At 33.9% G+C, this 24171-nt stretch carries 24 protein-coding genes, 1 pseudogene and 1 other annotated feature (1 of these 26 running past the window's edge); of the genes and pseudogenes, 5 read left to right on the top strand and 20 right to left on the bottom strand.

What is annotated here, in order from left to right; translation table 11 throughout:
* Positions 1-36: 36 nt before the first annotated feature.
* The 3 genes from pbpC to U860_RS0116200 all read right to left on the bottom strand — a co-directional run bounded on the left by pbpC (position 37) and on the right by U860_RS0116200 (position 3636).
* The gene (gene pbpC, locus U860_RS0116210) at positions 37-2022 is read right to left on the bottom strand and encodes a penicillin-binding protein 3 (protein WP_025149384.1); all 1986 of its coding nucleotides are present in this window, start codon (positions 2020-2022) and stop codon (positions 37-39) included.
* 149 nt (positions 2023-2171) lie between these two features.
* Positions 2172-2660 carry a dihydrofolate reductase gene (locus U860_RS0116205; RefSeq protein ID WP_025149383.1) on the bottom strand — a complete coding sequence of 163 codons (489 nt, stop codon included), beginning with the start codon at positions 2658-2660 and terminating at the stop codon, positions 2172-2174.
* 19 nt (positions 2661-2679) lie between these two features.
* Positions 2680-3636 carry a thymidylate synthase gene (locus U860_RS0116200; protein WP_002171762.1) on the bottom strand — a complete coding sequence of 319 codons (957 nt, stop codon included), beginning with the start codon at positions 3634-3636 and terminating at the stop codon, positions 2680-2682.
* Between the two features lie 198 nt (positions 3637-3834).
* Between U860_RS0116200 and U860_RS0116195 the strand changes: the two genes are divergently transcribed.
* A complete protein-coding gene (locus U860_RS0116195) occupies positions 3835-5289 on the top strand; it encodes a serine hydrolase (protein ID WP_025149382.1) in 1455 nt (484 codons plus the stop codon).
* Between the two features lie 192 nt (positions 5290-5481).
* Here the strand turns inward: U860_RS0116195 and U860_RS31610 are convergent.
* From U860_RS31610 to U860_RS0116155, 8 genes and pseudogenes are all read right to left on the bottom strand, one after another.
* Positions 5482-6344: pseudogene (locus U860_RS31610) on the bottom strand (phosphatase PAP2 family protein).
* 8 nt (positions 6345-6352) lie between these two features.
* Positions 6353-7462, bottom strand: coding sequence for an alpha/beta hydrolase (locus tag U860_RS0116185; protein ID WP_025149381.1), 1110 nt, complete (start codon positions 7460-7462; stop codon positions 6353-6355).
* Positions 7463-7593: 131 nt separating this feature from the next.
* A complete protein-coding gene (locus tag U860_RS0116180) occupies positions 7594-8475 on the bottom strand; it encodes an AraC family transcriptional regulator (RefSeq protein WP_025149380.1) in 882 nt (293 codons plus the stop codon).
* 46 nt (positions 8476-8521) lie between these two features.
* The gene (locus tag U860_RS0116175; protein ID WP_025149379.1) at positions 8522-8908 is read right to left on the bottom strand and encodes a VOC family protein; all 387 of its coding nucleotides are present in this window, start codon (positions 8906-8908) and stop codon (positions 8522-8524) included.
* A gap of 20 nt (positions 8909-8928) precedes the next feature.
* Positions 8929-9564 (bottom strand): HAD family hydrolase, encoded by a 636-nt coding sequence (locus U860_RS0116170; protein WP_025149378.1) that lies wholly within the window; start codon positions 9562-9564, stop codon positions 8929-8931.
* 263 nt (positions 9565-9827) lie between these two features.
* The gene (locus tag U860_RS0116165; protein WP_002171756.1) at positions 9828-10409 is read right to left on the bottom strand and encodes a YpjP family protein; all 582 of its coding nucleotides are present in this window, start codon (positions 10407-10409) and stop codon (positions 9828-9830) included.
* Positions 10410-10688: 279 nt separating this feature from the next.
* Positions 10689-11888 carry an ABC transporter permease gene (locus U860_RS0116160; protein WP_025149377.1) on the bottom strand — a complete coding sequence of 400 codons (1200 nt, stop codon included), beginning with the start codon at positions 11886-11888 and terminating at the stop codon, positions 10689-10691.
* Positions 11881-12591 (bottom strand): ABC transporter ATP-binding protein, encoded by a 711-nt coding sequence (locus tag U860_RS0116155; RefSeq protein ID WP_025149376.1) that lies wholly within the window; start codon positions 12589-12591, stop codon positions 11881-11883. The genes U860_RS0116160 and U860_RS0116155 overlap by 8 nt, the downstream gene beginning before the upstream one ends.
* 166 nt (positions 12592-12757) lie before the next feature.
* Here U860_RS0116155 and U860_RS0116150 point away from each other — a divergent pair, with 166 nt between their 5' ends.
* Both U860_RS0116150 and U860_RS0116145 read left to right on the top strand, forming a co-directional pair.
* On the top strand, positions 12758-13189 hold the full coding sequence (locus U860_RS0116150) for a GNAT family N-acetyltransferase (protein WP_025149375.1): 432 nt from the start codon (positions 12758-12760) through the stop codon (positions 13187-13189).
* 29 nt (positions 13190-13218) lie between these two features.
* Positions 13219-13746, top strand: a complete 528-nt coding sequence (locus U860_RS0116145; RefSeq protein WP_025149374.1) for an HAD-IIIA family hydrolase — start codon at positions 13219-13221, stop codon at positions 13744-13746.
* Positions 13747-13870: 124 nt separating this feature from the next.
* Here the strand turns inward: U860_RS0116145 and U860_RS0116140 are convergent, their stop codons facing one another.
* The 7 genes from U860_RS0116140 to U860_RS0116110 all read right to left on the bottom strand — a co-directional run bounded on the left by U860_RS0116140 (position 13871) and on the right by U860_RS0116110 (position 19997).
* Complete coding sequence (locus U860_RS0116140; protein WP_025149373.1) at positions 13871-14311, bottom strand: GNAT family N-acetyltransferase; 441 nt, start codon at positions 14309-14311, stop codon at positions 13871-13873.
* The gene (locus U860_RS0116135) at positions 14308-14781 is read right to left on the bottom strand and encodes an SAM-dependent methyltransferase (RefSeq protein WP_025149372.1); all 474 of its coding nucleotides are present in this window, start codon (positions 14779-14781) and stop codon (positions 14308-14310) included. Before U860_RS0116135 ends, U860_RS0116140 begins: the two co-directional genes overlap by 4 nt.
* A gap of 75 nt (positions 14782-14856) precedes the next feature.
* Complete coding sequence (locus tag U860_RS0116130; protein ID WP_025149371.1) at positions 14857-15567, bottom strand: aspartate/glutamate racemase family protein; 711 nt, start codon at positions 15565-15567, stop codon at positions 14857-14859.
* A 162-nt stretch (positions 15568-15729) separates the two neighbouring features.
* Positions 15730-16929 (bottom strand): iron-containing alcohol dehydrogenase, encoded by a 1200-nt coding sequence (locus U860_RS0116125; protein ID WP_025149370.1) that lies wholly within the window; start codon positions 16927-16929, stop codon positions 15730-15732.
* 88 nt (positions 16930-17017) lie between these two features.
* Positions 17018-18457, bottom strand: coding sequence for a GntP family permease (locus U860_RS0116120; RefSeq protein WP_025149369.1), 1440 nt, complete (start codon positions 18455-18457; stop codon positions 17018-17020).
* Between the two features lie 217 nt (positions 18458-18674).
* Positions 18675-19340 (bottom strand): HAD family hydrolase, encoded by a 666-nt coding sequence (locus U860_RS0116115; RefSeq protein WP_025149368.1) that lies wholly within the window; start codon positions 19338-19340, stop codon positions 18675-18677.
* A gap of 15 nt (positions 19341-19355) precedes the next feature.
* Entirely contained in the window at positions 19356-19997 is a 642-nt protein-coding gene (locus U860_RS0116110; RefSeq protein WP_025149367.1) for a class I SAM-dependent methyltransferase, read from the bottom strand.
* A 166-nt stretch (positions 19998-20163) separates the two neighbouring features.
* Here U860_RS0116110 and U860_RS0116105 point away from each other — a divergent pair, with 166 nt between their 5' ends.
* Both U860_RS0116105 and U860_RS0116100 read left to right on the top strand, forming a co-directional pair.
* Positions 20164-20961, top strand: coding sequence for a lipid II flippase Amj family protein (locus U860_RS0116105; protein ID WP_025149366.1), 798 nt, complete (start codon positions 20164-20166; stop codon positions 20959-20961).
* A gap of 34 nt (positions 20962-20995) precedes the next feature.
* Entirely contained in the window at positions 20996-21571 is a 576-nt protein-coding gene (locus U860_RS0116100) for a nucleotidyltransferase family protein (RefSeq protein WP_025149365.1), read from the top strand.
* A 39-nt stretch (positions 21572-21610) separates the two neighbouring features.
* Here the strand turns inward: U860_RS0116100 and U860_RS0116095 are convergent, their stop codons facing one another.
* Positions 21611-22486 (bottom strand): alpha/beta hydrolase, encoded by an 876-nt coding sequence (locus U860_RS0116095; RefSeq protein ID WP_025149364.1) that lies wholly within the window; start codon positions 22484-22486, stop codon positions 21611-21613.
* Positions 22487-22564: 78 nt separating this feature from the next.
* The gene (locus U860_RS0116090; RefSeq protein WP_025149363.1) at positions 22565-23905 is read right to left on the bottom strand and encodes a sodium-dependent transporter; all 1341 of its coding nucleotides are present in this window, start codon (positions 23903-23905) and stop codon (positions 22565-22567) included.
* Positions 23906-24022: 117 nt separating this feature from the next.
* Positions 24023-24171 (bottom strand) — a binding site (T-box leader); it runs 100 nt beyond the window's last position.

Here is a 24171-nt window from a genome sequence, read left to right as displayed (position 1 = left end):
ACCTCCATATTTCATGGAGGTAGTTTTTATCAAATTTTACTTTTGAAAAACATGTTTCACTTTTTCAGCTGGAATATTACTTCCACCTCTACCTTTTACATCTTCAATCATCATTGTAATGACCATATCAGGTGAATTTAAATCGAACGCAGCGAACCAACCTAGTTCTTTTCCTTCTGCCTCTTTTGAAACTTTTAATTCTGCTGTTCCTGTTTTACCAGCAAGAGTCATACCATCAATTTTCGCGATTTTCCCTGTACCATCTGAATCATTAATTACTTTCGTTAAAGCCGTTTTTAATATATCTTGATTTCCTTTAGAAATCACGTTCTCTTTCCAAGCTTTTGGTTGTTTATCTGTTTTAATAATATACGGTGACGGAATCGTTCCATCATTTACAATTGGCGCATACGTTAAAGCTAAATGAAGAGGAGTCATTAATACTTGTCCTTGTCCATATCCTGTATCTGCCATTTGAATATCATTTTTAATGCCATCATTTGCGATTTTAGAAGCAGGGAATCCGTATTCGATTGGTAATTTCTCATCGAATCCAAATTTTTTCGCTTCAGACATAAATTTATCTTTACCAATTTTCAAAGCTTCTTGTGCGAAATAAATGTTATCCGAGTATTTCATTGCTTTGTCAAAATCAATCGGATTTGCGTCTTTGACACGAGTTACATAATAATTGCCCCAAGAAGAATCTTTCGTCCATTTCAATCCTTCAATTTTCAATTCTTCTTTCGGATCAATCGTTTTTGTTTCAAGACCAATTGCACCTGTAATAGGCTTAAATACCGAACCTGGAACCGATAATTGTGTAAATCGATTCGTCATCGGTTTTTTCGGGTCAGTATTCCAAGCTTCACGTTGAGCTTTCGATGTCCCTCTTGCAATAAGGTTAGGATCGTAAGCTGGACTACTTACAAGTGCAATCGTTTCTCCGCTTTTCGGATTAATTGCTGCACTTGATCCAGCCTCTCCTTTCATTTCATTATAAATTTTTTCTTGAACAGCACTATCAATAGTTAAAGTTACATTTTCTCCATCAACAGCATCTGTTTTCGCTAAATTTTTAATTTCCTTACCTTGTGCATCTTCCATGAAGACGCGACCACCTTTTTTACCACGTAACTTTTCTTCTAATACTTGTTCTAATCCTGCTTTACCCACTGGATCATCTGCTTGATACCCTTTCTTTTGAAGCGTTTTTAAATCTTCCGCATTAACTTTTCCGATATAACCAGTTAAATGCGCTGCCGCTTCTCCTAACGGATATGTACGAACATTTACCGGTCTTGTTGAAACACCTGGTAAATCAATGTACGCATTTTGCGTTGCCCCTTCAGGCAATATCCCAATTGGTACAAGATAATTTGGTTTTACCCATTTAGCAGCTAGCTTTTGATCAATTTCTTCTACAGACATATTTAACAACTTCGCTACTGTTTCTTTCGTTTGTGGAGCAGCATCTCCTAATTTTTCTGGAATCATTCCGATTTCAGACGCTTTACCATTCGTCGCAAGACCTTTTCCATTACGATCGTAAACTTCACCACGTTTTGGCTGTGTTGTCTGCATACGCACTTTACTATCTTTTGTCATGCCTGGGAAAATAAAATCAGGAGTCCAATCTACTTTCCATGATTCTTTATCTCCATCTTTTTCTTTCACCATTTTTGCTTCATAACCAAAAGAGACATTACCGCCAACTGTATCCATACTTACTTTAAAAGGAACAGGGCCATTCTCTTTTTTATCCTCTTTTACTTCGCCTGTTTCTACTTTCAAGTTTTTCACTTCTATACCTGCATAAATTTTTTCATATTTCTCTACGAAATCTTTTTTCGAGATATTCTTTTTTGCATTTTCTGATAATTGACCGTACATATCTGCAAATTTTTGTTTATTCCACGCTTTTGCATATGTATCAAACGCTTCTTGTGGTTTTTCTTCTTTGCCGCATCCGACTAGCATTAATGCTAAGCAAAGAAAAAGAATCCCCCATATTTTTCTCAACCGATTCTCCTCCTTTTATTACAACTTCTAAAAATTTATAGCATTATATACATGCTAGCTCTCATTATAGCACTATTGAATCCCATCTATAAAGTTACATCTGGTAATATAAATAAAAAGATTGATGTGAATACTCACATCAATCTTTTTTATTGTTGCTTCTCATAAATATGATAATAGTACGTGTATGGATTTTTTTCATTCGTTAAACCCTTCTCCACAAAAACTTCTTTCCAATCGGTCATATCTATTTCTGGGAAGAATGTATCTCCATCAAACGCATGATGAATCTTTGTAATATACAATTTCTCCACATACGGTAAGAATAAATCATAAATTTGCGCTCCTCCAAAAATAAAGATTTCTTCTTCATCTTTGCATAACGCAAACACTTCTTCCACAGAATGAGCAACTTCACACCCTTCAACATGATACTCTTCATTGCGAGTTACGATAATATTACGTCTTCCTGGGAGCGGTCTACCGATCGCTTCATAGTTCTTTCTTCCCATAATAAGCGGGTGACCCATCGTCGTTTTCTTCACGTACTGTAATTCACTTGGCAAACGCCATGGTAGTTTATTATCTTTACCAATTACTCTATTTTCGTCCATTGCCACCATAAATGAAACAATCATCTTTTCATCTCCTCTACAATTACACTGCAACTGGTGCTTTAATTGCTGGATGTGGATCATATCCTTCTAATGTTAAATCATCCATTTCAAAATCAAACACAGATTTCACATCTGGATTTAATGTAAGTTTAGGGAACGGACGTGGTTCACGTGCCAACTGCTTTTCTACTTGTTCAAAATGATTTGTATAAATATGTGCATCACCAATAGTATGAACAAACTCTCCTACTTCAAGACCACATTCATGTGCAATTAAATGTGTTAGAAGAGAGTAGCTTGCAATGTTAAATGGAATTCCAAGGAAAATATCACCGCTTCTTTGATATAACTGACAAGAAAGCTTTCCATCTGCTACATAAAATTGGAATAGCGTATGACAAGGTGGCAATGCCATGCTTGGTACATCTTCGGGATTCCAAGCAGATACAATCAAACGACGTGAATCTGGTGTTTTCTTAATCATTTCAATTACATCTTTTAGTTGATCAAGTGTCTCACCAGCTGTCGTTTTCCAAGCACGCCACTGCTTTCCGTATACGTCTCCTAAATAACCATATTTCTTCGAAAAATCATCATCTTCTAGAACGTTCTTTTTAAACAATTCCATTTGCTCATCGTATTGCTTCTTAAATTCCTCATCTTGTTGAGAGCGAAGACCGAAATCTGTCATATCTGGACCATTATACTCATCACTTTCTACCCAACTCTTAAACGCCCATTCATTCCAAATATTATTATTATGTTGTAATAAATAACGAATGTTTGTATCACCTTTCATAAACCAAAGCAGTTCACTTGCTACAAGGCGAAATGGGACTCTCTTTGTCGTTAATAAAGGAAATCCTTCACTTAGATCGAAACGCATTTGATATCCAAATACAGATACAGTACCTGTCCCCGTACGATCTTCTTTCTTAGTGCCGTGCTCCATTACATGACGGCATAAATTTAAGTATTCATATTCAGCATGTTTCATATGTAGGAAAACCTTCTTTCAATCTTATATGAGATTTATCATAACATGAAAAACATCGGATTTAATAATCTAAATTAATAAAAATACTTTCAATAATTCTTACAAAATTATTAACTTTCAATATTTAAAAAGGTTTTCACTTTTCTATTACAGAAAGTATAGTGCGGAACATAAAAATTATATTTGGAGGTTAGAAGCATGTCTAAAATCAAAACCCCTGTTTTAAGTACGTTACAACATACGATTGAGAAAATGATGAAAGATTTACACGTTCCAGGTACCGCTGTAGCTGTTATAAAAGATGGTGAAGTAATTATTTCAGAAGGTTTTGGCTATCGAAACATAGAGAAAAAAGAAGCTGTTACTCCGCAGACACGATTCGCAATTGGTTCTGCAACGAAAGCATTCGGTACACTTTCATTAAGCTTATTAGCACAGCAAAAAAAATTTAATTGGGATACTCCTGTCCAATCTTACGCACCTAACTTTTCTTTATCCGATATACTCGCTAACTCGCAAGCTACAGGACGAGATTTAGCTTCTCATCGTACTGGGGTAAGTCGTCACGATGCTCTTTGGTACAGTTCTTCCTTATCTCGTAAAGATATCGTAGAAAAAATTAAACATTTATCACTTGATGCACCGTTCCGCACTGCATTTTTATATAACAACTTAATGTATGCAACAATTAGTTATATTGTGGAAAACATTACGAATCAAACATGGGAGCAATACGTTACAGAACATATATTAGAACCTTTAAATATGAGGAATACAAACTTCTCTGTTACAGACTCACAAAATACAGATGATTACGCATTACCTTACGCTGAAGATAATGGTGAAATGAAAGAAATTCCATTCCGAAATATCGATACAGTTGGAGCGGCTGGATGTATTAACTCTTCCATTGAAGATATGGCAAAATGGGTTCTGCTTCACTTAAACAAAGGAAAAACAGAAAATCATGATTTGATTTCTACTGAACTACTCCAAGAAATGTATACACCGCATACGCCAATCCCGGATCAGCCAATGTTATCAACAAGTGAATCACCATTAAATAGCTACGGACTCGGTTGGTTTATTAGCGCTTATCGCGGTTATAAACTGATTCATCACGGCGGTAATATTGATGGATTCTCTGCACTTGCATCATTCATACCAAATGAAAACATCGGTATAGTCGTACTTACAAACTCCGGACAAACTTTACTTCCTACTTATATTACAAAGCATATTTACGACGAACTTCTCGGACTAGAATTTATCGACTGGCATAATCGTTCTGTAGAAGATAGTGAAAAAATGAAAGAAATGATGAAAGAGGCAACTGAATCACTTCCTGAAGCAACAAAAGGAACTAGCCTTTCCCATTCATTAGATGCTTATACTGGAACTTTTGAACACCCTGCTTATGGAATACTAAAAGTATTCAAACAAGATGATTCCTTACATGTACAATTTATGGATATGGAATTTCAGCTAAAACACCATCATTACGACATCTTCTCTGCATCAATTAGTTTGTTCCAAATGAAGATGGGGCTTTTATTCGCTTATGAAATGAATGTAAAGGGTGAGTTTCCGACCCTTCAATTACATGTTCCTGCAACTTTAAGTACTCAGCCCCTTACATTCACTAAAATTTAATAGTTAATTTAATAGAGGGAAGCTTTCGCTTCCCTCCATTTTTTCATAATTAGAAATTCCATCTAAAACTATTTATTTAATTATCTGATTGAATATTCGTATGCTAATTCATCAAATAACAACTTATTACTACTCAAACCATTAATTATTATATAATCTCACAATAATCCTTCCTGAGGCATGACTTTCTTATTATCGATTTACTGAATATGGAAGAATCTCATGATTATTGGTGCTTTTTATTTTCTTATCCTTCCAAATATTTTTTTTCAAACACATAAACACCGTTACTGAAATTGCAACTCCAACTGTAACATCTGAGGCAAAATGAGCCCCTACCATAATGCGACTAATTGGCACTACTATCATCCACAAAAGAATGAGAATCCAAACACCTATTTTTTTCTTTTTAATGAAGCGAAATATTCTGGTAACAGGCTAAACCAAATAATTAACGCTGCATTGGCACTATGGCCTGAAGGGAACGACATAAACTCATCACTTTTGGCGATTCCTTGAGGTACAAACCATTTTGAAAATCCTTCAAACGATCCAATAGAAATCATATGACGATAACGTTCTCTACCCCATCCTAATTTTATTAGATTAAATATAATTAATACAATAACTACACTTAATAATCCAATTAATGCAATGTCTCTCAATCTTGCATCATCGTATTTACTCCATGATTTAGAAATCATATAACAAACTACAATAAAGCAAATCATAAAAATCGGAATTAAAAATTTTGAAATGGTTAAATAGTGTACTAGCATAAATGACGCTATAAAAGCGAATAAAAGAGTGATTACTCCATAGCCAGCTCCAGATAGATAATACCCTCTTGAACCTTTATTCTTTCTAGTTTTAAATAAATATATACTAGAAAATAAGGCAATAAGCATCGCTGGAATTTCTCCTATAGCTTGTAAAAAAAGAGCAATCTTATTAGTTGGCTCATATAGACTATTGGATATTTGTAAGTCTGTAAATGCAAAAATACATAGTAAAATAGCGAAGCTGGAAATTAATATCACTTTTTTATTTTTCATCATTCCTCCTACTTTCCACTATGCTTTAATATAAAATTCCCCATCTCAATTGCTAAATCCTCACTTTGAGGATAGACACCTACGTTATCTCCATAAGCGTGCCCCAACCCTCGATAAAGAACTGTTTCAGTATCAACTCCTTTTTTTGTTAATTTAGCTGCATACGCTAAACATTCAATCATTAAAAAGTCATGCTCTCCTACCGTAATAAATGTACTTGGATAGTCTGGGGATACATCAACATATGGACTTAAATACTTAGAATTAATTTCTTGCGTACCAAGTACTTCTGACATACCTCCAACCATTGCATGCATAATGTTAAGCATTTTTTCTAATCCTTTTTTATACTTAGGAGCAATTTCATATTTGTCTATACTCCAAGAATAAAATTCATCTTCATAATCACACATATTAATTGTAGGATATAGAAGTAGTTGCCCCTTAACGAGATTTCTACCATCTTCCAAATCTCTAGTAGTACAATACTGCGTTAAGTTACCTCCTGCACTATCACCAGCAACAAAGATATTATTTTTATCGCCGCCTAATGTTTCAGCATTATCATAAATCCACTTTAAAGTAGTGTAACAATCTGTATGCCCAGTTGGAAAAGGATTTTCCGGAGCTAATCGATAATCCACAGAAACGGCTAGTATATCTGTTTTCTCTACTATCAATTTCACAAGCTCTTCTACCACATCAGGTGATCCTGCCATAAATCCGCCACCATGAATGAAGTATAAAATTGGTGCACTCTCTCGTTTTGAACTACTGTTATAAATTCTTATCGGAATATCAAATCCATCTTCAGCTTTAACAGTTTTATGCATAATATTAATGTCTTTTGTTACAATAGGAACACTTTTAATACCATTAAATTGTTTTCGCATATTCTTTACTGATTTTTCAGAAGCATCCATTTTCATCATATTTTTAGGCATAAACCTCATTACATTCATTTGAACCTTTGTGTCCTTATAAAGACGTGGATCCATAGCCCCTTTTTCATCACAATCTGGTATGTTTTTTACTAAGACTTTTACCCCCTGCACGTTAATAGTTTCTTGTTTTTCTTGAATTTTTTCTAAAAGGTCTAAGTCATATTTTCTAGTCATCCAGTATTCATCCTCTCTTGTTTTAAGCGCTTTCATTTTTAAGGTTATATAAATCCCCTTTGAATCTTACTTCATCTACTATCACTAAATTAAAAACGTTCCATGTACACAATGTAACATGGAACGTTTTTTTATTGTTGTTCATATTTGATTCGATTATTGTCATTTTTTGATATACTTTTCTTCCTATACTGTAATGGTGTATATCCATATTTATCTTTAAACTGTGAAATAAACGATTTTACATTTGGAAATCCGTGCTTTATTGCTATATCTTGTATAGAATTTGTACTACTAATAATATCCTTATAAGCTTTATAAAGTCTGTATCTTGTTAAAAAAGAGGTGAAATTTGATCCAAAGGATTTTTTGAACATACGAGAAAAATGTTCTTCACTTACAAAAAAGTGTTTTGCTACATCTTTCAGTTTAAGTTCTTCATCGTAATGTTCATAAATATATGTAATCATCTCTTTTTGTCTATTTCCAAGTTGAAAATCATTTTCTACATTCTCCACATCTTTACAGTACCGCAATAAAATATAAACGACTTCATAGATCAAACTATTAATTTTTATATAACTTAAGTCATCATAATTTGTGACTAATTCCTTCAATTCATCAAATATTTGTTGGAGGTTCGTTTTCTGAACAACTGATTCTTTTATATTAAATCTACATTTATCAAAATCTTCATTTATCTCTTTTAGAAATTCATAAGAAATAATTAACATCATTACTGAACAACTTGTATTTTCAACTTTTTCAAATTCGTGAACATCTCCACTATTTACAAAAATAAATTCGCCAGCGGATACTTTCTTTTTTTGCCCATTCACACACAAAATAATTTCTCCAAATACTACAAGGCTAATTTCAATACTTCTATGCCAGTGCGGTGGAATATAATAGTGAAAATCAGTTGGAAACATTGTGTCCTCTATATATTCAACCATTCCTGGAATTCTATCACGTAATTTTATTTCTTCATATTTTCCTTGCCTGACTTTCAACAGTCCACCCCCTTATTTTATTATAAAATAGACGTCAAGTTTCTCATTACATTTTTGCATTCGGTGTATACGCAACTTCTACAATAAATCCATTCGGGTCGTAAAAATCGATCGTATAGTAACCATCCGAATAATGATTCATTTCAATAGGTCCACGTATAAGCTTCATCTTAGTACTAGCAAGAAACTCTGCTACGTCATCAACTACTCCTCTATTAATAGCTTGATAACAAATATGTCTCGGTCCTAACGATCTTACAATTTCCTCATCTACTTCTTTAAAATATATTTCACTTTCTCCTGTGCTATATGCCACTTCATTTAATTTTCTCCATCCAATTATCGAAAACAAAACGTCATAAAAAGAAATAGACTCCTCTAAATTTGCTACCCAAAATTCAATATGATGAATACCTGGTCGAAGATTATTCATAACTCCCTCACTTCCCCAAATTAAGAATGTGCTGCCTGTACTACTTGCACAATTTCTCCTGGCGTACTAACCATATAATCAGGCGCATCTCCTTTTACCGCTTCAATTACGTCATATCCCCACGAAACCCAAATTACATTCACACCAGCCTTTTTACATGCTGCTACATCTCTCTGTTCATCACCGACATATAACATATCTTGTTCTGCTAACTTTTTCGACTTTAAAAACCTTTTTATCATTTTATCTTTGCCGAACAAATTTTTAGAACAATACACTTCTTGAATCGTTTCTATACCATTGTTGTGTAAAAATGCCCTAATATGCTCTTCTGAATTCGAAGATATAACCGCAATTCCATAACCTTTTTTATATAATTCATCTAACACATCCTTCATCCCATGGAATAAAACGAGATCTTTTATAGCAGGTTGATATAATTTATAAAACTCTAACGCCAATATAGGAAGTTTATACAGTGGTACATCTAATTTTTTACATCTCTCTGACATAGTTAATTTTCTTAGAGGCTCAATTTCTTCCTCACTAATTGTCTTATATCCATGCTTTTCAGCAAGTTGATTATAAATTGGTACAAATATATTTTGTGAATCTACTAATGTGCCGTCAAAGTCAAAAACAATGTATTTTTGCATCCCCCATACTCCCTTTACTTCTTTTTTACTTAAACATATTTTATTCAACAACCTAGCTGTCTTAACCTTTCATAAAGTGAAACTTTAATCAGTGGAGTTTTGTCCATCCCTACTGATTATTAGCCCACACCAATCGGGCTTTTACGGGCAGCCCGACTCCCACCTAACTTCCTTGCATTCGCCGAATTTTGAGGTAGGAGTCCTACTGCCCGCAAATAGCGGGATAAACATAAAAAAAGAACAAGATTTTCTCTTGTTCTTCATTAAGACAGCCATTTCGGCGGCACATTCGTATTCCAATAAATATTTCCTAGTTCATGATGTCCTGAGTATCCATCATCAAAACGATGATAGTGGAAATTAAAATAATATCCATCTTGCGGTGGATGATCTCTCCTCACGTGAAATCGCAGTAAGTCATTTCCTGTTTTCGTATCATATACATGAAAAATCTTTTCATTATTTCCACCAGCTGGTCTTTGGGATATTGCTAATGATTGTAACGATTCTTCTGGCACATCATTTGCAAGTTCCGCGATTGCTTCTTCAATTTTAGGTAATACAACATCTTTAAATTCATCTTCAATTACAGGCCCAATTTTAGAGCCGAATTTTTGCATAGATTGCTTCTCAGCTTCTTGCATCGCATAGTTAACAAAAGTATCGGTGGTTAACCTTTCATTCGTTTCTTCATATGTATAGGACGTTTGCTCCAAATTTTGTTGCCTAGTTGTAGTAGGCTTGTCCGCTTTTGCATTATCAAGCAAAATGGAAGGAGGCGTCACTAAACCAAATGTAAATACGGTAATTAATGCGACTAAGGTTTTTCTAAACCAATTTGGCATTTATATTCCCTCCCCTTTCACTCATTATATCTTATATAACGGTTGTTTCTTCTATTATACAAAATGATTGTAATTTTTGCACTTTACAAATTTGTTAACGTTCACATATTTTTCACTTGAATATGACATTGTAAGATTTCATACACTATATATACAACAACAATGAGGAGGCGATCAGATGACTTTAGATGTCATGTACTCCGCCGTAAGTATTCTCGTTCTAGTATACTTTATTTACCAATGCATCACAGACTAAAAAAGAGCCTATTCGGCTCTTTTTTACGGTAAAAATACAATCCATCCAATTAATAATATAAAAATAACTCCAATGATTACTGCTGGCAATAAATAAAACTGAGAAAGTATAACTGTCCCGTATATAATTATCGCTGGAAGTAATAAATAACGATTTATCTTCCATCTTAACAATAGTAATTTTCCTTCGTCACAATATAAATGAAGGAACATTTTCTTCGTGAATTCATTCCAATAATCACGTGCATAGTGAGCAATTGCAAGTAAAGCAAATACAAAAATAATAGCTGTTATCCACCTCGGAGTCACGATAATACTTACACTACTTATTAATACAATTTGAACATAAAACATTAAAGCACTACTTGTACGCAAAAATTCTTTTAAAAAAGATTCAATAATGCGTGAATCAGCTTTTTTTCCTAATATTTTTTTAGAACGAGGGAACATCCACTGGTTTTTATTCGAATTACTCGGTTTCGCCGCATGTCCACCAACTTGCATAATCCCTCTCGTCCAGCGCATACTTTCTTCTTTTTCTTTCTCGACTTCTTTAAAAAAGTAATTTTTATAATTCATCTTTTCTTTTACTAAGACTACAGTAAGTAAAGCTGCTAGACCGATAAAGAGTATGGAAAACAGTGGATTTTTATAAATGAAAAATAAACTGATTCCAACGAAAATTAATCCAAAAGAAAATAGAACATTTTTTATAATCCATAAAACCCATCGTTTCCCTACACGTACATTTATGAATCTCATCAACAACGATAACATAAATCGAAAAACAGTAAAGAAAATCCAAAATAGTACGATTTGTATAATTGTCGCTCCCATACTCTTCATCAATAGCGGTAGCATAATGAATACTACAATTACGTTCGTTATTGCAATCCGAATAAACGTATATATCATGCCGAACTTCATTAATCTTCGCATATGATTTGGGTACGAAATTAAAAATAAACTATCTGCTTGCTCAAAAAATGAGCGAACTCCTCTTGAAAATGTAACAAAGTAAAACGCGAGTAAACCTAATCCAAAATAAACGGTCTCTTCCATAGATAATTCCTTCATCCAAAGTGAACGATAATATATCCCCATAAATATAAGTGCTGGAATAATAATATATAACGCTACTGTCCAATCAGCTACAGAACGAATTGACTTCCATTTTCTCTGCAATTCATGACGTAGCCTTTTATTAAACTGTTGTTTAATCATGCTGCTCCCGCCTTACAATTGCATCGAAACAATCTAACAGTGTGCTTCCTGGCATCTCTGCTAACGATTGTATCGCCTCTAAATGCCCATCTGCTACTAACGTACCTTGTGAAATGAGTAAAAACCTTTCGCAAATTCGTTCAGCTGTATCTAGTACGTGCGTACAAAGTAAAATTCCTGTGCCCCGCTCTTTTTCTTTATATAAATAGTTTAAAAACTCTCGAGTTGCCACTGGATCTAAACCGATAAAAGGCTCATCAATAATATAAAAATCCGGTTCCGTTAAAAACGCGAGTATTAGCATCGATTTTTGTTTCATACCTTTTGAAAACTTCGATATGTATTCATGTATATGTTTTTCCATTCGGAACGTATGTAATAATCCATTTGCCTTATCCTCCCAGCTTCCTACTTCATTTCCACGTGCAGCCATTAACAATTCAATATGCTCCCATAAAGTTAAATATTCATAATACGTCGGATGCTCTGGTACATATGCATATGGATTTTTCTTTTCACCAAACGAGATTTCACCATCCATATTGACAAGTAAACCGAGTATCGATTTAATTGTCGTACTCTTTCCTGCGCCATTTGCGCCAATAAGAGCAACTAACTCTCCTTTTTCAATTGCAAATGCAATATCATGAACTGTCTTTTCACCAATTTCATATCCGGCTGAGCGGATATTCACTTCTAGCATACATTTCCCTTCTTTCCATTTACAATACAATCAAGGAAAATGATAACATATCCCTCTTAATATAGTATTATAGCATTTCTAAAATATTTGTTTCGGTAGCAGGAAAAAACACATTTTAACAGAATATTTAATGTTTGAAGTTTTTAATTTAAATGGAGTTGATCATATGTCATTTCAAATTCGTGAAGCAGTCATAAATGATATAGATACATTATGTTCTCTTACAAAAGAGTTAAAAGGCTCTTTTATATCACATGAGGATATGAAAAATCGTTTACAATTTGTGAGAATGAGTCCTTTTGATTTTTTATATGTTTACGAAGAAGACAATACTATTTTCGGATTACTAGGATTTCGTATACGCGAGAACTTAGAGGATGTAACGCGTTATGGCGAGATTTCAATTATTAGCGTAGATTCTACAATACGCCGAAAAGGTATCGGACAAGTTTTAATGGATTATGCAGAACAATTAGCAAAGAAGCATAATTGCATTGGGACGTGGCTAGTTAGTGGTACAAATAGATTAGAAGCTCATCCTTTTTATAAAAAATTAGGATATGAAGTAAATGGATATCGATTTGTAAAACATTTTTAAACTACATACACATAGAAAGGGCTGTAACTATGAAAAACATCGAAGCAATTTTCATTGATCGTGACGGAACAATTGGAGGTGATACTACAATACATTATCCAGGCTCTTTCACATTATTTCCTTTTACGAAGGAATCTTTACAAAAATTAAAGGCTCAAAATATAAAACTTTTCTCTTTTACGAATCAACCGGGTATCGCAGATGGAAAAGCGACTGTAAATGATTTTACGAAAGAGTTAATAGAGTTTGGTTTTGATGATATTTACCTTTGTCCTCATAAACATGGTGAAGGATGTGAATGCCGCAAACCAAGCACAGGCATGCTCCTGCAAGCAGCGGAAAAACATGGGCTTAATTTAACAAAATGCGCTATAATTGGTGATCGCTGGACTGATATTGTTGCTGGTGCAAAAGTAAATGCAACGACAATATTAGTTCAAACTGGCGCTGGATATGACGCCTTACATACGTACCGAGATAAATGGGCACATATTGAGCCGAATTACATTGCAGAAAACTTTGAAGATGCTACGAATTGGATATTAAATCAACGATAAGACAAGTTAAATTCTTCCTCATAACTTTCTCCTTTTGACTATTCTTTTCCTAAATGCCAAAAGGTATGAAAAATAATAAAAGCTCAGCCTACGAAAAGAGTAGGCCGAGCTTTTATAGATTAGTTTAAAAAGTTAATTCATAATGGAAATAACGATTATCTCTCAAATATCCATTTTCAGCATATAATCGCTGTGCTGATAAATTATCAATTTCTGTTTGTAGTTTTAAACCTTTTGCACCATTTTCTAATGCGAATGTTTTAGCAGCTTCCAGCAACTTTTTACCCGTTCCTGCCCCGCGTTTCTTCGCTTGTACAAATAAGTCATTTAATATCCATAATTCTTTCATCGAAATAGATGAGAATGATGGATATAATTGTGTGAAACCTATATATTCCCCGTCTTCTACCGCTACAAAAATGACTGATTCTTTTCGCTCAATTCGATTTTGTAAAAATGCTTTTGCTCCTTCAATATCGGAATCTTGTCGATAAAATACGCGATAGTTATTAAAAACAGATGCTAGTCCATCTAAATCTGCAATTGTTGCTTCATATACTCTCATTTTACTCCATTCCCCTTCCAATACTGCTTCATAATATCTGTTGCCCATTCGGGCTGTTTTATTTCTTCTCTCGGTATAAACTCTTTCATAACAGGCTTTATATCCAAAATAGGTGTGCCATCGATTGCGTCTAATCCTTCAACAACAATTGTTTTTCCATCTCTTCTTATCACTTTAACAATTGTCGCTCCTATTCGATTCGGACGATTTTTTCCACGTTGTGCAAAAATCCCTACCTTTGGAAAATTACTATTATTTCTAGGGTGTCTAGCAGAATACTGAATTTGTTCATCTGTTACTTTATGAAAATAGAAAATAACTTCAATATGAGAAAAATCTTCGATCCCTTGTATACTTTCCTCTGTATACGAATCACCTAAAGTAATAAGTGATCTTATTTCTCCCCACTCATCATCTACTATTTCCTTTCTTTCATTATGTACAAATGCGATTGGTTGAACTGAGAACATCCGCATTCCCCCTTAAATGTAACCACTTACATTATAAAATATTTTCTGAATGTTTTCCACTTACACGGTCATTGTTTACATAATAAAATTATCTTCATCTTCTAAAGACATATTCACAGCTTCAACTGCATGTATGCGGGCTGTGTCAAATAAAGGAACTAATGCATCTTCCTGTTTTACTAATAGTCCTATTTCTGTACACCCTAATATAATGCCTTTTGCTCCTCTTTGCGCCAAATCTTCCATTACATTTTTAAAATACTCCCTTGATTGTGGGGTTATTTTTCCTAGGCATAATTCGTTATATATTATTTTATTTACTCTCTCTCTATCCTCTTCGTTTGGTACAATTACTTTTATATCATTTTCTTCTATACGTAATTTATAGAAATCCTGCTCCATCGTGTATTTTGTCCCAAGTAGACCAACTGATTGAATTCTATGTTGTTTTATTTCCTTCGCTGTTGCATCAGCAATATGTAATATTGGAATACTGATTCTATTTTTTATATGCTTAATAACTTTATGCATCGTGTTTGTACAAATTATTATAAAAGCAGCGCCACCCTTCTCCAAAGAAGATGCTGCATTTCCTAATACCTCTCCCGCTTTATCCCAATCTCCTTCAGATTGATATCGTTCAATTTCTTCAAAGTCAACGCTGTAAAGAAGACATTTTGCTGAATGTAATCCACCTAATCTCATTTTTATTTCTTCATTTATCATTTTGTAATACTCAGTAGTTGTTTCCCAGCTCATTCCGCCAATAAGACCTATTAACTTCATATATCCTCCTTCAAAAAAAAACATTTTAAAACGTGATTTATCATATAATTTATACATAATTAATCACGTTTAAATCCTATAAAAATAATAACCTTCCTCCAATTATACCTATTACATTTATAGTAATTCTTTTTCATTTCCGCGGAAATAATTATAGAATATTCAGAAAACAGCATTTTTGGTTATCTTATATTGATAATCAAAGCATTTTCGATATAGCTCTTTTATTTCATCATAAGATGGAACTCGTGGATTGTTACTTGGACTACCACTTGCAATAGCATCTTTCGCCATTTTAGAAATAGCATTTTCAAATTCACCTTCATCAATTCCGTATTCTCTTAAATTAGGAATTCGAAGATCAAAGCAAAGTTTCTTAATTTCAGCAATCGTGTAGTTCGCGACTTCTTCATCAGAATACGAATACAAATCTTTGTTTAAGCTACGTCCTACTTCAGCTAACCTTTTTACTGCATTCATTTTTGTAAACTCTAGAACTGTAGGTAATAGTATTGCATTCGATATTCCATGTGGCACATGGAATAATGCTCCTACAGGACGAGACATACCATGGACTAATGTAACAGAAGCATTTGAAAAAGCAATTCCAGCTTGCAATGAAGCAATCATCAGTGCTTCTCTTGCTTCCATATTATCCCCATCCTCATTTGCAAAACGTAAATATTTCATTATACTTTCAATAGCTGAAAGCGCGAGAACATCTGTTAGTGGTTGTGAAACTTTAGAAATATAAGCTTCAATCGCATGGCATAATGCATCTATTCCTGTTGCTGCAGTAATATGAGGTGGTACTGAACTTGTCAAAATAGGGTCTATTATCGCCAATTGCGGGGTAAAGCTCGGATGCTTTATCATCATTTTCACATCCGTTTTTTTATTCGTAATTACAGCTACACTCGTTACTTCCGATCCAGTACCAGAAGTTGTTGGGATTGCAATAAGAGGTAATGGATCATTTTTTATTTCGATATCCTTTTGGACATATTCTTCAATTTCTCCACCATTTGTGTATAACACTGCTACTGCTTTCGCAGCATCAATACAACTTCCCCCGCCAATACCGATAATAAAATCACATTTTTCTTCTTTACAAATAGATAACGCTTCTAATACGTGTAAATTTGTAGGCTCAGCGTTCACTTTATTATACGTAATAACTGTGATCCCTTTCGCATTTAATTGCTTCACACATCTTTCAACATACCCTAACTTCTCCATAATTGTATCACTAACTATAAAAGCCCTTTTCCCTAACTTCTTTGATTGCTCCCCTAGTTTTTCAAGCGAATTTCTCCCATATAATACAGACTTCGGCATACGAAATTCAGCAACTTCTTGCAAGTACTCCACCCCTTCTATTTCTAATAAATATTTTATTATATAAACTATCAATCTGATAAATCTTTTCTTTTCATCTATTAACTATTTATTAATAGATTCCTGTTAAAGTATAGAACACGATGACTAAAAATACAGCAACCGTTTTCAAAATTGTAATAGCAAATATGTCTTTATATGACTGCTTATGTGTTAATCCTGTTACCGTTAGAATAGTAATAATTGCCCCATTATGTGGTAATGTATCCATTCCACCTGATGCCATTGAAACAATGCGATGCATAACTTCTAACGGAATGTTATATTGCGTTGCTGCAGCAATAAATTTATCTCCCATCGCACTTAAAACTATTCCCATTCCTCCTGATGCTGACCCAGTAATCCCAGCCAAAATATTAGTTGTTACTGCTCCATTTACTAATGGATTCGTGAACGTTGCAGAGATGCTATCTCTCATAATCGCAAATCCTGGAAGTGCTGCAATAACACCACCAAACCCAAACTCAGCTCCTGTATTCATTGTTGCAAGTAGTGCCCCCCCAATACTTGTATTCAATCCAGCTTGGAATCCAGTTACTACTCGTTTCCAATATAATAAAAGCGTTGATAAAATTCCTATAATAAGTGCCAATTCTACAGACCAAATTCCAACTACCGCACTTAATTCAACTTTTCCAAATGCTTTCATACCAATAGCTGAGAAATCAAAACCATTTGGATACCACTTTGGTATCATGATTGTGAAAACCTTATTCATTACACCTACTAAAATAAGTGGTATAAACGCAATTACTTGCTGTACTCTTGTGATTTCAATACCACTTAGTATCGGCATATCTTTTTGTTCTAATTGCAAAGATGCTGCCATTTCAGAGTTTCCATCGTTAAAGCCGAAGTATCCTTCTCCTGCAGCTTTTGCCTTCTTTCGCCTACTCTCTAAATATAGTAAACCTAACGTGAGAACAAAGATTGCTCCTACAATACCAAGTATCGGAGCTGCATAAATATCAGTTTTAAAAAAGGTTGTAGGTATTACATTTTGAATTTGTGGTGATCCAGGTAGTGCATCCATTGTAAAAGTTACTGCTCCAAGAACGATTGTACCGGGGATTAACCGTTTTGGGATATCAGCTTGTCGAAACAATTTTGCTGCAAACGGATATACAGCGAATACAACTACATAAACACTTACACCGCTATATGTTAAAATAGCCCCCATTAAAACAATGGCTAAAATTGTACGCTTTTCCCCAACTAACTCTATAATTGTCTTTGCAATAGAATCAGCAATACCTGACATTTCTACTACTTTACCAAAAATGGCTCCAAGCAAGAAAACAGGAAAATATAGTTTAATAAACCCTACCATTTTCTCCATAAAAATATTAGAAAAGAAAGGTAATACATAACTAGGCTCTGTCAAAAATACCGCAAATAATGCAAAAATCGGTGCGAATAATATTACAGAAAATCCTCTATATGCTACAAACATGAGTAAACTAAGTGCTAATAAAATAATAACTAGCTCCAATTATACCCCTCCTTTTAAACTGAAGATTCAATCTTTTGATAATAAACTTCTGCTAACATCTCGTATCCTTTTATTTCATGACATTCCTCCTCTTTTTATAACAAATTTTTCATGCTAAAAATGTCTAATTATAACTATTCGATTACATACGAAAAATCCCTTTAAACAAAAACGATTTCATCGTCATACGTTATAAAGGGATTGTTAGTTTCTCTTTTTATAGGTTTACCATACTTTTCTCTAAATAAAAGCTTTGCAACTCTTCGACATCTTTCACTATATAAGTCGCCCTAGCTTCACTCAGTTCTTTCTCACTTCCATAACCGTACAATACACCAATAGAAGCGATTCCATTATTATTAGCCCCTATTATATCGTGCTTTCTATCTCCAATCATTACAATTTCTTCTTTTTTGAGTTCTTCATTTGTTTGTAATATATGAGCAATTATTTCTTCCTTTTTTATTCTTGTCCCATCTAAATTGCTCCCAACAATCTCTTCAAAAAATGATGTTAACTGAAAGTGCTCTATTACTTGCTTTGCAAATATAGTAGGCTTTGAAGTTGCTACATACAAACGATTACCTGCATCTTTTAATTCTTGCAATAGAGTCGGAATCCCATCATATATTTTATTTTCTAATAGACCGCTTTTCTTTAAATATTCCCGGAAATAAACGACAGCTTCCTCAACTTCTATTTCACTCATATTATATCTTTCTGCAAACGATTGTTGAATCGGTGGACCAATAAATGAATCTAACTCACTTATATTTACTTCTTCAATCCCCATCTTTTCTAACGCATATAGAACAGAGTTTATTATCCCTTCTTTCGGATCCGTTAATGTTCCATCTAAATCAAATAGAAATATTTTATACATGTTTCATTCCTCCACTTACTTTACTTTATATGTAACCCACCAAAAACACTCACCTATATGAAAATTTAAATCTAATGCAAATGGTTCAAGAATAGATTGCAATTCTTCTTGCGTATAATAGTTTTTAATAATCTCATACCTCTCACCAGTCGAGAGTATACGAATTTTATATGTATTTACATCTCCATCTTTACGAATAAGCTCTCCACCAATTCCTTCGTTATACAAATTATCTGCAAAACAAACTATCGCTCCTTTTTCTAATACATGATGAAACTGTATTAAAAAAATAGTAATCTCTTCTTTTTTAATGTGTGAAAACCAAAAGTTTGCATATGCCCCTTGAAAGATGTCTTTCATTTGTTCTAGTTTAAAGGCGTCACCTTTCTGAAAGGTAACCTTTTCCTTAGAAAGCTCTTTCTCCTTTGCTATCGCTAGTACTTCATCAGAATAATCAATCGCTGTTATATGTGCAGCTACATCTGTTACATACTTCGTCCAATACCCTGTTCCGCAAGCAACTTCAAGAACTTTTCTTCCTATACATATATCTTTTAATTTTTGTTCAAGCATCTTTTGTTCCGCTTGCCTTACTGGATCATTCCGATTGTACACCGCTTCATATTCACTCGCACGATTACTATAATATGTATACATAGAAAAGCTCCCCCTCTATTAAACAGATCACATCCTTTCCATAATACCATTTTTATTTTTTTCAGAAAATTACTTTTTCTATTCCTCATACTTTCAGTTACAAAAATACAAAAGATATGATAAAGTGAAAAAGTTACAATTAATTTCATAGAAACTGGTGAAACACATGTCAATTACGTTAATTTTTATTATGGCTTTCACAATTGTTATCCACGCAGTTGAAACAAGCTCTTATAGTATTCGATTAGCTGGTGTACGTTTAAAAAAGATTGCCGTTGCCTTATCTGTCGTAGGAATGGTACTGCTTATTTCAAGAACATCTAACTTACTACAAGCCTTTTTAATTGGTGGTATTGTCGATGAAGCAAAACTAGATTCTTCTATTAATTTAGAGCATATTATACGGCTCGTTCTATTATCTGCCTCTATCGGTACATTGTTGGCAATTATACTCTATCCAACTTTGACAAAGCTATTTGGATATGTCATTCAAAACTTTGAAACAGACAGTTCTTTCATACGAATGATGAAAACAAATAACATTCAAAAATTAAAGCGCACAAAAAAATATGTACGCTTTCCAAAGTTAGAAATGATTCATCGACTAAGGATCGGTGGTATCCCAAAGCGTATTATGCTTATTAACATGTTCGCAACTGCAATTTATACAGCGGGTGTCCTTTCAGCTCTTTACGCTTCTTTTTTAAATCCAGATTACGCAACAAATGCAAGTACAGCATCTGGTCTCGTGAATGGTTTTGCTACTATTTTATTAACAGTATTACTCGATCCACGTATCGCCCTTTTAACAGAGCGCGCTCTTCAATCAGAGGACGGTGCTGAGGCAATGAGTAAAATGTATGGTTGGCTAATGATTTCTAGACTTCTCGGCACCTTATTAGCACAATTTTTATTTGTACCAGGTGCTTACTGGATTTTATGGATTATTGAACTAATGCATTAATCCACTAACTCTATAAATAGAGGGGAATTTATCAATGACTATAAAAACCGAGCAAGATATTATCCATTTCATACAAAATGATCCGTGGATGATGAACGTATTACAAATGGCAAAATCACTACAACTACCTGATTGGTGGGTTTGCGCCGGATTTGTTCGTTCTAAAATTTGGGATACTTTACATAACTACGAAGTACGAACGGCTACACCAGACGTTGATGTTATTTATTATGATTCAATGCAGAAAGATGAGGCATATGAAAAATTATTAGAAATGAAGCTGACAAATATGGATGCCACTATCCCTTGGTCAGTAAAAAATCAAGCTCGCATGCATGTAGTGAATAAAATGCTACCTTACTCTTCTTCTGTTGATGCTATTTCTAAATTTCCTGAAACAGCAACTGCTCTTGGGGTTACATTAGACGAGAAAAACAATGTCATATTAACATCTCCTTGCGGAATAGAAGATGTACTTTCGTTACAAGTGAAACCCACACCTCATTTTCTTGAAACGAAAGAACGTATACATATGTACAAGAAAAGAGTTATTAAAAAGAATTGGCAAAGCAAATGGCCTAACATTACAATCACTTATCCAGAAATTTAAAAAGGGTGCTTCTCATTATTAGAAGCACCCTTTCTTTTTTTATTTCAAAAAATGAATGACTGTTTCAGCGAATCGGTCTGCTTCCTCATAATGTGGTGTATGACCACTCTCTTCAAACACGATATACGTACCATTTTGAGTATCTTGATTAAATGTTAGAATTTGTTTTTCACAAGTTACTGCATCATGTTGCCCTACGAGTAAAAGCATTGAACTCTTTACCTCTTTTAGTTTTGATAACAATGACTTATAAATTTCTCCCTCTTCTTTTAATCTTACAAAATGGATCTGCGAACGACTAGAAAATTCTTCCCACTCTTCGTTACTATATAAACTATCGTCTGTTTTATCTTCCTTATAACTGTAAATTTCCATTCTATTTTCCGCTAGCTCACCACTTAATCTTATATAAGCTTCTAACAACTTTTCTGAACTAGCATTACTAGCTGCTAAATCAAGGCACTCTTTTGCATGTTCTTCTTTTCCATACTTTATTAATAAAGCTCCTGTCTTTTGTAACAAAGCTCTACTTGTTAGAGCAAAATCGAAAGTCGGCCCTTCAAATATTATTTTCGCTATTGAATTTGGATACGTCACCGCATATAACAACGCTAAAAAGCCACCGAAAGAATGCCCAATTACAGACCATTTTTCAATTTGTAATACTTTTCTTAGTTCCTCACAGTCTTCAATTAAATCACTTAATCTAAAAGGTTCTTCTTCAGTAATTACTTCTGAACGACAAACTCCTCTTTGATCTAACGTAATTAAATACAATGAATCTTTTAATCGTTCCACTTGATGAAATGAAAAATCATAACAGCTTTCACCCGGTCCCCCGTGTAAGTATAAAATCGGTTTATTTTCAGGAGATCCATGTGTTTCGACATATAGTTTTTTCCCTCTAATATTTATTAATTTTCCTTTTGCAGCAAAATCATATTATAATTTCATCCTCGCCCCCTTTTTCACTGAATATTATAACATTTTAACTTAAATAATCCCTATTACATTTAAAAATACGATGACTATCGCAAGGGGAGCTACAAATCGAAGTAAAAATACCCAACAAGTAAATACTTTCTTTCCATAATTTCCACCTACGTAAAATTCTGCTTCTAATACCTTTTTCTCCATTTTAAACGATACGAAAATACTGATAAACAATGCTCCAAGTGGCATTAATATATTACTTGATAAGAAGTCTACTGCATCAAAAATATTCTTACCAAAAATCGTAATATCACTCCATACTCCAAATGATAACGCGGATGGTATACCTACTAGAAAAATGCAGAAACCGATGATCCATGATAGTTTATTTCTTCTTTCTTGCTCACCATTTGCTAATGCTGAAACGACCGTTTCTAGTAGAGAAAATGCCGATGTTAATGTCGCAAATGTAAACAGCGCAAGAAATACTGTTAAGAATACTCCACCGAATGGAATTTGACTAAATACAGATGGTAATACGATAAATAGTAATCCAGGTCCTTCTGTTGGCTCCATTCCTAATGAAAATACTGCTGGGAAAATAGCAAGTCCTGCAAATAAAGAAACGAATAAATTCAATCCAACAATTGTTATTGCCGATTTTGGTAAACTTTCTTTTTTATTTAAATACGAACTATACGTAACCATAATCGAAATCCCTATACTAATCGCAAAGAATGATTGTCCCATTGCGAACAAAATACTTTCTGAAGTAATCTTTGAGAAATCTGGTTGTAAGAAAAACTTCACACCTTTCATTGCATCATCAAGTGTTAATGAACGAATAATAAGAGCTACAAATAAAACGAACAACGCTGGTAACATGTATTTACTTGCTTTTTCAATCCCATTTTGTACACCTTTTGATACAACCCATATCGTAATAAACATAAAAGCAAAATGACCAAGGATAGCCCAAATTGGATTTCCAATTGTTTCAGTGAATAATGTACTGTAATTTTGTCCCGGAGTAATAAGCTGTCCTGTTACTCCCCTGAATAAATAGATTAATACCCAGCCACCTACAACACTATAAAACGAAAGTAATATAAAACAAGTTCCAACGCCAAGACGTCCAATCCAGTGCCATCCTGTATTTGGTGCAATACTTTTAAATGCTCCAACTGCTTGTTTCTGTGTACTGCGTCCAATCATAAATTCAGCTATAAGTAGCGGTAGTCCAATTAATACAGTAAATAATATAAAAATTAAAAAGAATGCTCCTCCCCCGCTCTTCCCAGCGATATAAGGAAACTTCCATATTGCGCCAAGTCCAATTGCTGATCCTGCTGCTGCCATTATAAAACCTAATTTCGAAGTCCATTGCTCCGTCTGTTTCATCCCATTTTCCTCCTAATTAAATCTTTTTATATAAATAATTAAATTTAATATATCAATCCAAATAAACCCTCCATTTCTTCCTCTATATAATAAAAAATGGCCTAGCATCTCTTTATATAAAGAGACGCTAAGCCATTTACTTAACGCGGTACCACCCTTATTGATTCCATTATGAATCCACCTTAGTAGTAATCGTTTGATTACAAACCTAATATCGAAGGTTAACCGTTAAGATTTACTAAGAATGTGATTCCGTTCCACCTTAC

The organism is Bacillus sp. H1a (assembly GCF_000633475.1).
GTDB classification, from domain to species: Bacteria; Bacillota; Bacilli; order Bacillales; family Bacillaceae_G; genus Bacillus_A; species Bacillus_A paramycoides.
This window is presented reverse-complemented; position numbering and strand designations above follow the sequence as displayed.